Genomic DNA, 10928 nt, shown 5'->3' on the forward strand with positions numbered 1-10928 from the left:
AATATAACTTGTGCCTTATTCATAAACCTTTAGTTATAAAGATCTCAAGCGCTTATTCCTGAGGACCTAAACTTTAACTTTGTTGGACCTTATTTAATGCCAGCAATATAAGCAGCAACAGCCGTCATTTCTGAATCAGACATACGAGCCGCAACATTGCGCATAGTTTTGCCCGTATCGTTGGCTCGTGAACCTTCTCGAAATTTTTGTAATTGAGACACAATATAATCAGGTTGTTGACCCTTCAGCGAAGGCCAGGCTGCTGCTGCATTCCCTGAACCATTAGGTCCATGGCAAGCCATACAAGCAGGTACTGATATTTCAGTAATGCCGCCACGGAAGATACTTTCACCTTTTGCGATTAGTTTATCGTCAAATTTTATTGGCTTAAGTTCCAGACTCTGGTAGTAAGCAGCGACATCTTGTATGTCGGTTTCGGTGGCAAGAATACCTGCCATACCTTGCATTGTTGCGTTGACGCGTGCACCTGATTTGTAATCGTTTAATTGCTTTGCTAGGTAAGAAGCATGTTGACCAGCTAAGCTCGGCCAAGTACCACTCATACTATTACCATCTGCACCATGACAACCAGCACAAGCGGCACTTTTTGATTTGCCAGCTAGAATATCTGCTGCGTACGAGGTAAGTGACATTAAACTGAATAATACAATTACAATAGCTCTGGTACAGCTCGATTTCATGACTTCTCCTAATTATTATTGATGCGGATTCGGAATTTTGGACAATAACCTATATTATACACCAGCTCCCCATTCAACTTGAGTATAAAGACCTATTTATGAGTAATTTGTTCCAACAGGCCCAGTATTTAACCAGTGCCTTCGAATTATCCCAGATCTTGCCTGACGAGGGTAGGGAAGTTGCTTTCGCAGGGCGGTCTAATTCGGGAAAGTCTAGTGCTATTAATTGCCTGACACATCAGAAGAAATTATGCAAAACGAGCAAAACGCCTGGACGAACTCAGCTTATTAATTTTTTTGGTATTGAAGAGAGCAGACGCTTGGTTGACCTGCCTGGTTATGGTTTTGCTAAGGTTCCCACTAAGTTAAGAGAGCATTGGGGCACTGTGCTTTCTACCTTTTTGCTCGAGCGTAAGGCTCTAGAAGGTCTTGTCATAGTGGTCGATATTCGTCGAGGTATTAGCGACATAGATCAAGCCTTGATTGATTTGGCTGGACATCAAATCGATTTACACATTCTTCTAACCAAATCCGATAAATTGTCCAAAGCGGCTATTAGTAAAACCATGTCTGCTGTTAAAAGAAGTCTTGGTGATGAAAGGCACTCCGTTTCTAGTTTATCAATTTTAAACCGCCAAGGATTAGATCAATTGGAAACAAAGTGCGCTGAGTGGCTAGCTCTAGGTTGATTTACTCTTTATCTCAAAACTAGAGCATCAACTTGGTAGCAAGTAATAAATCCTTATATTTTTTTCTAATCATCGTTGATGCTGTGTAATTATACGATGGATTGTAGCTAATATATAAAAAAACCCTGATAGTAAAACTATCAGGGAAATTGGTTGAACCGGATGGGGTTCCGGAACATTATTCGTCCATAAGAGGGAGAACGAACAATGGCGTATCGGGCAATAACGCCTTTTAATTGACACTTAGCTTTTGACTAAGTTCCCATTATCACTCTTTTGTTATCATTTATTCCTTTAAGTGTATTTTATTATTTTGTTAGCCGCTTTTTATTAGTGTGCTTCATGCCAATTAACACCAACACCAGCATCAACTTCTAATCTCACTGCTAGGTCGGCAGCACCCGTCATTAGTGTTGAAATTTCTGCTTGTGTGCGCTCAATGTCGTTACTAGCTACTTCAAAAACCAGTTCGTCGTGAACCTGCATAATCATTTTAGTATTATCACCGTCTGCCTTTAGCCAATGATGTACTGAAATCATTGCTCGCTTTATGATGTCGGCAGCAGTGCCTTGCATCGGTGCATTGATCGCGGTTCGCTCTGCATATTGACGCAGCATTGCTTTACTCGCATTAATATCAGGTAAGTACAAACGACGACCAAAAACAGTCTCAACAAATCCTTCATCGTGAGCGCGTTGTTTGGTTTCATCCATATATCGACGCACACCAGGATAGCGTTCAAAATAAGTATTGATATAGGCCTGAGCTTCGTTACGCCCGATGTTAAGTTGATTACCCAATCCAAATGCTGACATGCCGTAAATCAAACCAAAGTTGATGGCTTTAGCCGCACGACGCTGCTCGGCATCAACGGTTTCTATTGGTGCACCAAATACCTCGGAAGCTGTTGCCCTATGAACATCAATTCCTTTATCAAAAGCTTCAAGCAAACTTTCATCCGCTGACAAGTGAGCCATGATGCGAAGTTCTATCTGCGAATAGTCGAGTGCCAAAACACTATTACCTGGTTTTGCTATAAACGCTTCTCTTATTCGGCGCCCTTGCGTTGTTCGAACGGGTATATTTTGTAAATTAGGATTGGTTGAAGATAGCCGGCCTGTTGATGCAATGGCCTGTTGATAAGAAGTGTGAACTCGGCCAGTCGATAAATTTATCTCTTTAGGCAGTTTGTCGATATAGGTTGTCTTTAATTTATTCAGACTGCGGTGTTCTATTATCAAAGCCGGTATTTCATAGTCACGCGCTAATTCTTCCAATACAGATTCAGCAGTCGAGGGCTGACCTTTGGGTGTTTTGCGTAAAATAGGTAAACCTAATTTGTCATAAAGAATGACCTGTATCTGTTTTGGAGAGCTTAAGTTAAACGACTCTCCAGCCTTGTCATAAACTGAGGCTTCAATTATTGCTAACTGAGCATCAACCTCAACACCTTGTGCCTGTAATTTTTCGCGATCGATTAAGACGCCATTTTGTTCAATTTTAAGGAGCACTTCTACTAAAGGTAATTCAATGGTTTGGTAGACATTTTTTAAGCCCGGCTCGGCTTGCAGTTGTTTGTTCAGATGATTGTAGAGCTGATATGTAATATCAGCATCTTCGGCCGCATATTTGGTGGCTTCGACTATGTCAATATTATCAAAGGTAACCTGTTTTACACCTTTTCCAGCAATGTCTTCAAAATGAATGGTTTCGTGGTTTAGATAATATTTCGCTAGTGCATCCATGTTATGACGAGTCGCAGTTGAGTTGAGGACGTAGGATTGCAGCATCGTATCCTGCGCAATGCCTTCCATGTGAATGTCTTCACCAATAAAAATATGGCCATCATATTTAATGTTTTGACCAATTTTTCTAATATTAGGGTTTTCCAGTATTGGTTTAAGGGCGGCAAGAACGTCTTTCTTTTTAAGTTGTGATGGAACACCTTCATAGTTATGGCAAAGTGGTATGTAACAGGCTTTTCCAGCTTCAATACAAATCGAAATGCCGACCAGCTCTGCCACCATATACTCCACACTGGTGGTTTCGGTATCAATCGCAAACAGTTGACTCGCTTGCAGTAACGCCAACCATTTTTCAAAAGCATCGGTGGTAAGAACGCATTCGTATTCATCAGCTTTGTTTGATTCAACCTGAACTATTGGTGCATCCGATTGTTCTGGCTGTGAATTAATTAAATCATCGTACCAACGATTAAAACCAAATTGCTGATAGAAGGCGGCGAGGGTACTGATGTCTGTCTCCGACTGTATTAGTTCATCTATCTCGACCTCCGTCTCGCAGTCTAATTTTATTGTAGCCAATTCATAAGACATTGGCAGGAAATCTAACGAATCTCGTAAGTATTCGCCGACCTTTCCTTTGATTTCATCGGCGTGGTCCATAACACCTTGTAAGCTATGGTATTGGGCCAGCCACTTGGCCGCTGTTTTAGGGCCAACTTTTGGGACTCCCGGAATATTGTCTGAGGTATCACCCATGAGTGCCAGATAGTCGATTATTTGATCGGGTTTTACCTGAAATTTTTCAGGCACTGTATCGACTGTCATTAACTGGTTGTTCATAGTATTAATGAGGCGTACGTTTTCGTTCACCAGTTGAGCCATGTCCTTGTCACCCGTTGATATTAAAACTTCATATCCAGCTTTTACTGCAGCGACTGCCATGGTGCCTATAACGTCATCCGCTTCGACTCCTGCAATGCTGATTAAGGGTAAACCCTGTGCTTTAATGATTTGATGCAGGGGTTCAATTTGAACTCTGAGTTCGTCTGGCATTGGAGGGCGATTGGCTTTATATAATTCATATATGTCATTACGAAAGGTTTTACCTTTAGCATCAAACACAACGCCAATATTGTCCGGTTTTTCGTCCATGATTAGTTTGCGTAGCATATTCAATACGCCATAAATTGCTCCGGTCGGATGGCCATCAAAGGTCAATGGCGGCATACCGTGGAAAGCTCGGAACAAATAGGAACTTCCGTCGACTAATACTAGTTTTTTTCGATTTTCTTGATTCATATTGATGCGCTACAATGCCGCCCCTGAAGAATGTCGTTAAAAATTTCCGAGAGCTAATTTTTTGAATTTGATCTTTAATAATATCACAGCTGTTCACCTTTATGCTGCGCCAAACTATTGGTGCCTTTGATGTCTGTCTATACAAAGGTTGAGCCTGATGAGCTATTTACTTTCCTACAGCGCTACTCTATAGGCAAATTAATTCACTATGCCGGTATCAGTGCTGGGGTTACAAACACTAACTACTGGCTAGAAACAGAAATGGGTCAATATGTGCTTACCCTATTTGAGCATCTTGATAATGCAGGCCTTGATTACGTACTTGGCTTACAACATCACCTCGCTGACAAAGGGGTTAATTGCACAGCTCCAATAGTCGACAATGAAGGACTGCTATTTTCGCCTTTAAATCACAAGCTGGCTACTATTGTTAATCGAATTCCAGGGTCTGTTTGTCGAAACCCTGCTGTTGATCAGTGTCGCCAGATTGGCGCTGAACTTGCAAGATTTCATCTGGCTGGTCTCAGCTACAAAAACCATAAATCTAATAGTCGTGGCCTTAACTGGTGGAAATCGATTTCTCAACAATTGCATGATGTATTAGATGACGCTGATCTAAACCTGATTAATCTGGTCATTGAGGATTTTGAACTGACTGATTTGGCCGACCTGCCACAGGGCGCATTACACGGCGATTTATTTCACGACAATGTGTTATTTGATGGCGATTGTTTGGGTGGTATTATTGATTTTGACTACGCCTGCTACGATTATCTGATCTACGATATGGCCGTTACCGCTAATGATTGGTGTATTGACAGTGAAGGTGCACTACTGCCAGAAAAAATGTCGAGTTTTATTGCGGCTTATAATGAGGTTAGGCTGTTACAAGCGTGTGAACTTACAGCGTTGCCAATAATGCTTGAAGTAGCGGCTTTACGTTTTTGGCTTTCTCGACTTCATGATTTTAATTTTCCACTTAAAGGTGAATTGACCTTCGTTAAAGACCCGGTTGAGTTCAGAAAAATGCTGCTATTGAGGAGAGAAAAGCCTATCTCATTTACCAACACAAAAACTGGAAAATATAGTTCCGAGTAAGTCATCAGAGGTAAACTCGCCCGTTATTTCGTTGAGGTGTTGTTGGGTAATACGTAAGTCTTCTGCCATTAATTCGCCTGAATGTGTCTCGGTAAAAATTAAATGGGCTTGATTAAGGCTTGCTTGAGCGCTGATTAAAGCTTCCACGTGTCTTCGTCTGGCTAATATTGTCTGGTTATCTAGATTATAATCAGAATCTTTTCCAACGATTAAATCAATCAGGGCGTCGATTCCCTCTCCACTTTTGGTTGAGATAAAGTAATCACTAACTTTCAATTCAGTCGGTTTAGCGAGTAGATCTGACTTACTGAAAATTAAATGATAGTTGGATGATACTAAGGCCTCGACTATTTTTTGATCGTCTGGCGTTAGACCAAGATTACCATCGACCAATAGTATTATTGTATCGGCTTTGTCAATTTCCAACCAGGCTCTTTTGATGCCTTCTTGTTCGACGAGGTTATCAGAGGCACGTAATCCGGCTGTATCGTTAATGCGAACAGGAATGCCTTTCAATGAAATATTTTCACGTAACACGTCACGGGTTGTACCGGGTATTTCAGTTACAATAGCAGCTTCATATCCAGCCAGATAATTCAGTAGGCTTGATTTACCCGCGTTGGGCAAGCCAACAATAGCAACATTGAGGCCATCATTTAATACTCGACCACGTTCGGCTTGCTTAAGTAAGTTATCAAGGCTTGATCGACAGCTATCGAGTTTATCTTGTATTGAACTATCGGCCAGAAAGTCTATTTCTTCTTCAGCAAAATCAAGTGCGGCTTCGACGTAGGCTCTTAAATAGATTAGTTCGGATACCAAGTGTTTTACTTGAGACGAAAATTGGCCCTCTAGTGAACGTATAGCGGCTTTTGCTGCGGCGCGACTGCCCGATTCAATCAGGTCAGCAACAGCCTCAGCTTGAGCAAGATCAAGTTTTCCGTTTAGAAAAGCACGTTCAGAAAATTCCCCTGCTCGCGCTAGCCGAGCGCCTAACGAACAAATTCGCTCTAACAACATGTCTAGTAGTATTGGGCCACCGTGACCCTGAACCTCTACAACATGCTCACCTGTAAATGAATGTGGAGCCTGGCTATAAATACAGAGACCATGATCGATTGGGTGGGCGGTTTCATCGAGAAACTTTCTAAACAGGGCACGACCTTTTTCTAAAGTCGTACCCGTTAAGATTTGAGCAATTTCAAGTGCACTTGGACCTGATATACGAATAATACCAATGCCACCAATACCTGGTGGTGTTGCAACCGCTGCGATGGTTTCAACAACGGGTATTGATTTGTTGCTAAGCATTAACTAAATGACTGTTGTTGGTGATTATTTGCCACCAGATTCAATACGTTTAGTAATAACCCATTGCTGAGCGATTGATAGCGAATTGTTTACAATCCAGTAAAGTACTAATCCAGCTGGGAAAAATGCAAAGAATATAGTAAAAACAAAAGGTAATGCCATCATAACTTTTGCTTGAATTGGATCAGGTGGTGCAGGATTCAATCGCTGCTGTATGAACATGCTAATGCCCATAATGACTGGCATAACGTAGTAAGGGTCCATTACTGATAAATCTTGAATCCACAAGATAAAAGGCGCCTGTCGTAGGGCAACTGTTTCTAATAGAGCCCAATACAACGCAATAAATACTGGGATTTGAACTAGCATTGGTAGACAGCCACCCATTGGGTTTATTTTTTCGGTCTTATATAGCTCCATCATTGCTTGATTCATTTTCTGACGATCATCACCATGTCGCTCTTTCAATTTCTTTAAACGCGGTGCTACCTTGCGCATTCTAGCCATTGATCGATAACTAGCTTCAGAGAGTTTATAGAAAACAGCTTTAATGGTAAAAGTTAACAGGATGATAGCTAAGCCCCAATTCCCAACATAGCTATGATAAAACGAAAGCAACCAGTACAAAGGTTTAGACAGAAAGGTTAGTACGCCGTAGTCCACAGTAAGATCTAGCCCCGGTGTAATTTCTTCCAGTCGCTCTACTAGTTTAGGGCCAACAAAAAATTGGCTGTTAAACTCCGCACTGCCGCCGTTAGTGACCGTCTTATTAGCAGATCGCATACCTATTGTGTAGGTCGCTGGATAACGATTTGTGCTAGAAATACTATAAACGAGGTTGGTGCCTTCTTGTGCGGGTATCCAGGCTGATAAAAAGTAATGTTGGATCATTGCTATCCAACCACCTGTCGAATTTATTTTTAACTTTTCGTCTTCCATGTCATCAAAACTAAATTTGGTATATTTATCTTCCTCGTTGTAATACACAGCACCCGTGTAGGTATTAATTAATTTTGATTCTGATAGTGGTCGAGTTCGTTGCAATTGGCGATATTCACTGCCTTGCCAATCGGATCCAGAATTATTTAAAACAGTATGTTCAACATTGACTAGATAGTCACCTTGAATGAATCGAAAAGTTTTTACGACTTCAATACCATCTTGGCGCCAGGTCAGCGGCACTAATAGCTCGTCGTCGCCCTGGGCCATAATGTAATTCTGTTTTTGTGACTCAAAAATACTGTGATGTGTAGGAGCGGTATTAGCTCTGTTGCGAAGGCCACTTTGCAAGATATGCACCGTATCCTTGCTACTATGTACAAGCTCAAGAAACTCATTGGGATCGTCTAGTGTTAGTGGATATTTTTTTAACTTAACTGACCGAATGACGCCACCACGACTATCAATAACAACAATAATAACATCTGTTTCAACTGTTATAAGTGACGCACTGGCCTGTAGTGTATCATTTTGTATTTCGATATTTTTACTGCCCGATTGATCATCTATATCTGGCAAGTCTTCCATATTAACAAGGTTAGGTAGATCTTGATTGGCAACCTCATTATTACTTTGTTCAGCAATGACTGGCTGCGGGCCATAGTCAACTTGCCACTGTTGCCAAATTAACATTCCGACAAAAGCGGTTGCTGCAAACAGAAATAGTCTTGTATTGTCCATCAAATTACTCTGGTCAGATTTTGGCGTTAGTTGTTTTAGGTTGGGGCACAGGATCGTAACCACCGGCATGCCAAGGATGGCAACACGAAAGACGTTTAATGGTTAGAAATAGGCCTTTGAACACTCCATGTTCCGAGATGGCTTCAATGGCATAGTGAGAACAAGTGGGAATATAACGGCAACTACTAGCTAAGAATGGGCTAAGCAAATATTGGTAGCTGCGTATTAATAAAATTAGAATTTTTCGCATGGTCTATTGGCATCTTTTATCTGTAGCTATCGATAACCTGCATTTCTAAGCACATCGACTAATAATGCTATCCCAGTGTTTTTCCAGACAAGCTCTTAATTTAGTGCTGTCGTTTAGCAAAATTTGCTTTCGCACCATTACAACTAGATCTCTTGCCGGTAAACGATGCTGATTTTTTCTAAAACTCTCTCTGAATACTCTTTTCAAACTGTTTCTATTTACGGCTTTCTTTATCTGCTTTTTAGCTATGGCAAAACCAATTCTAGGATTTTCACTGGTATGTGAACTTACCAGAATTGTAATGCCTGCGTCGCCAAACCGATTATTTTTGCTAAAAACATGCCGAAAATCTATTGCTGTTGTTAGTCTTAACTGCCTTGGGAATGATTCCTCGGCTTTCTCAGTCACTACTAAGGTGTTAGACGAGCTCTACCTTTTGCTCTTCGAGCCTTAATTACATTTTGGCCGCCGCTTGTTTGCATACGCGCGCGAAATCCGTGCGTTCTTGCACGTTTTAAATTACTTGGTTGAAAAGTACGTTTCATGTCTAATATCTCAGCAAATTCTACTTGTCGGTTTCAACAAGGCGCGGTAATGTACTTTGACGACGATCTCACGTCAACCCTTAATGCAAGGGCATTTGTGCGGTATTGGTAATACCTTTTAGAACAAGCTGTGGATATTAAACTTTTTAGCCCATCAGGCTTTGCTAAGCCTGTGGATAATTATACTATTAAAATTATAAAATAATGAGAGACGATTTTTTTATATTGTCTCATCGCTCTTAGTTTAATCTCCTCCTTATACAACTTTTTACTAAAAAACAGGATTCCCTATTTTGATCGAAATTTGGCAACAGTGTATTTCTCGTTTAGAAACTGAGATCAGTGAACAACAGTTAAATACATGGATATTGCCGCTGCAAGCTGAACAAGAATTAAGTGTTCTTAAATTATTAGCTCCCAATCGGTTTGTCATGGATTGGGTTCGTAAACACTTTCTTGAACGCATTATCGAACTGGTGTCGGGCTTAGACGACAGCAAATCAATTTCTGTTAATTTATCCATCGGTTCACAAACTAAACCAATTAGTCCCGCTAAAGAAAGTGGTGTTAACCAACCTATTAAGAAACTAAATAAAGCATCAACATTCAGTGAGTCTCAACTTTTTAGTAACTTTGTCGAGGGTAAATCTAATCAATTGGCTAGGGCCGCTTCTATTCAAATTAGCAGTACTCCTGGGTCTGATTACAATCCATTGTATATTTATGGTGGAGTCGGTCTCGGAAAAACACATCTGATGCATGCCATTGGAAATCAGATTAGACAAAGAAATCCTGAAAGTAATATCTTGTATGTCAATTGTGAACGCTTTGTATCTGACATGGTTAAAGCACTTCAGCATAGTAAAATGAATGAGTTTAAAAATTATTATCGCAGCTTGGATGCACTGTTAGTTGACGATATTCAGTTTTTAGCCGATAAGAACCGTTCACAAGAAGAGTTTTTTCATACCTTTAATTCTTTATACGAATCAAAGGCGCAAATGGTCATTACCTGTGATCGTTTCCCAAAAGAAATTGAAGGCCTCGAGGATAGAATTAGATCTCGCCTTGGGTGGGGTTTAGCTGTTGATATTAAACCAGCCGATCTTGAAACCAGAGTGGCCATACTCAATAGTAAAGCTGAGCAAGCTAATGTATCCGTGCCAGATGACGTTGCTTTTTTCATTGCCGAACGTTTTAAATCTAACATTAGGGAGTTAGAAGGTGCGCTCAAAAGAGTTATTGCACATGCTCATTTCACCGGACAACGAATAACCCAAGATTTTGCTCGCCAAGCTTTAAAGGAACTTCTAGCCGTACAAGATAAACCCGTCACTATAGAAAAAATTCAAAAACAGGTGGCTACTTATTACAAAATAAGGGTTGCCGATCTACTTTCTAGTAGAAGAACCCGTTCAATTACTCGACCTCGCCAATTAGCAATGAGCATTACTAAAGAATTAACTCGGCATAGTCTTCCCGAAATAGGTGGTGCTTTCGGGGGGCGCGATCATACGACAGTCTTACATGCTTGTCGGAAAATTGTTGAGTTACGTAATGTAGATAACCTACTCGATGAAGATTATGAAAATATTGTTAGGCTTTTAAC

Annotated in this window: 10 protein-coding genes; 3 read left to right on the plus strand and 7 right to left on the minus strand. The window is 40.7% G+C overall.

The genetic code is table 11. From position 1 onward, the window contains the following. Nucleotides 1-89: 89 nt before the first annotated feature. Nucleotides 90-701, minus strand: a complete 612-nt coding sequence (locus QZ562_RS16480) for a c-type cytochrome (protein ID WP_293762513.1) — start codon at nucleotides 699-701, stop codon at nucleotides 90-92. 98 nt (nucleotides 702-799) lie between these two features. Here QZ562_RS16480 and yihA point away from each other — a divergent pair, with 98 nt between their 5' ends. Beyond that, nucleotides 800-1390: a ribosome biogenesis GTP-binding protein YihA/YsxC gene (yihA, locus tag QZ562_RS16485; protein WP_293762515.1), complete on the plus strand. Its 591-nt coding sequence runs from the start codon at nucleotides 800-802 to the stop codon at nucleotides 1388-1390. A 330-nt stretch (nucleotides 1391-1720) separates the two neighbouring features. Here the strand turns inward: yihA and polA are convergent, their stop codons facing one another. After that, on the minus strand, nucleotides 1721-4435 hold the full coding sequence (gene polA / locus QZ562_RS16490; protein WP_293762518.1) for a DNA polymerase I: 2715 nt from the start codon (nucleotides 4433-4435) through the stop codon (nucleotides 1721-1723). A gap of 129 nt (nucleotides 4436-4564) precedes the next feature. Here polA and QZ562_RS16495 point away from each other — a divergent pair, with 129 nt between their 5' ends. Further along, nucleotides 4565-5533, plus strand: coding sequence for a homoserine kinase (locus tag QZ562_RS16495; RefSeq protein WP_293762521.1), 969 nt, complete (start codon nucleotides 4565-4567; stop codon nucleotides 5531-5533). On the opposite strand, the gene mnmE is transcribed toward QZ562_RS16495, so the two are convergent. The 5 genes from mnmE to rpmH are packed head-to-tail and all read right to left on the minus strand — an operon-like array spanning nucleotide 5492 to nucleotide 9319. Next, nucleotides 5492-6844: a tRNA uridine-5-carboxymethylaminomethyl(34) synthesis GTPase MnmE gene (gene mnmE / locus QZ562_RS16500; RefSeq protein WP_293762523.1), complete on the minus strand. Its 1353-nt coding sequence runs from the start codon at nucleotides 6842-6844 to the stop codon at nucleotides 5492-5494. The two genes, QZ562_RS16495 and mnmE, sit on opposite strands and share 42 nt — an antisense overlap. 24 nt (nucleotides 6845-6868) lie before the next feature. After that, a complete protein-coding gene (gene yidC / locus QZ562_RS16505; protein ID WP_293762526.1) occupies nucleotides 6869-8524 on the minus strand; it encodes a membrane protein insertase YidC in 1656 nt (551 codons plus the stop codon). Between the two features lie 13 nt (nucleotides 8525-8537). After that, nucleotides 8538-8774, minus strand: coding sequence for a membrane protein insertion efficiency factor YidD (gene yidD / locus QZ562_RS16510; RefSeq protein ID WP_293762532.1), 237 nt, complete (start codon nucleotides 8772-8774; stop codon nucleotides 8538-8540). Nucleotides 8775-8819: 45 nt separating this feature from the next. Beyond that, nucleotides 8820-9182, minus strand: a complete 363-nt coding sequence (gene rnpA, locus QZ562_RS21330) for a ribonuclease P protein component (protein ID WP_363315375.1) — start codon at nucleotides 9180-9182, stop codon at nucleotides 8820-8822. A 2-nt stretch (nucleotides 9183-9184) separates the two neighbouring features. Further along, a complete protein-coding gene (gene rpmH / locus QZ562_RS16515) occupies nucleotides 9185-9319 on the minus strand; it encodes a 50S ribosomal protein L34 (RefSeq protein WP_293762535.1) in 135 nt (44 codons plus the stop codon). A gap of 290 nt (nucleotides 9320-9609) precedes the next feature. On the opposite strand from rpmH, the gene dnaA reads away from it, so the two are divergent. Beyond that, a partial coding sequence (gene dnaA, locus QZ562_RS16520) for a chromosomal replication initiator protein DnaA (protein ID WP_293762538.1) occupies nucleotides 9610-10928 on the plus strand: 1319 nt, incomplete at its 3' end.

This window comes from uncultured Paraglaciecola sp., assembly GCF_913058035.1.
Taxonomy (GTDB): domain Bacteria; phylum Pseudomonadota; class Gammaproteobacteria; order Enterobacterales; family Alteromonadaceae; genus Paraglaciecola.

Excerpts from the sequence above, each read along its gene's own strand:
- QZ562_RS16495 (WP_293762521.1), top strand. The coding sequence starts at position 4,565 with ATGTCTGTCTATACAAAGGTTGAGCCTGATGAGCTATTTACTTTCCTA.
- mnmE (WP_293762523.1), bottom strand. The coding sequence starts at position 6,844 with ATGCTTAGCAACAAATCAATACCCGTTGTTGAAACCATCGCAGCGGTT.
- yidC (WP_293762526.1), bottom strand. The coding sequence starts at position 8,524 with ATGGACAATACAAGACTATTTCTGTTTGCAGCAACCGCTTTTGTCGGA.
- yidD (WP_293762532.1), bottom strand. The coding sequence starts at position 8,774 with ATGCGAAAAATTCTAATTTTATTAATACGCAGCTACCAATATTTGCTT.
- QZ562_RS16480 (WP_293762513.1), bottom strand. The coding sequence starts at position 701 with ATGAAATCGAGCTGTACCAGAGCTATTGTAATTGTATTATTCAGTTTA.
- polA (WP_293762518.1), bottom strand. The coding sequence starts at position 4,435 with ATGAATCAAGAAAATCGAAAAAAACTAGTATTAGTCGACGGAAGTTCC.
- yihA (WP_293762515.1), top strand. The coding sequence starts at position 800 with ATGAGTAATTTGTTCCAACAGGCCCAGTATTTAACCAGTGCCTTCGAA.
- rpmH (WP_293762535.1), bottom strand. The coding sequence starts at position 9,319 with ATGAAACGTACTTTTCAACCAAGTAATTTAAAACGTGCAAGAACGCAC.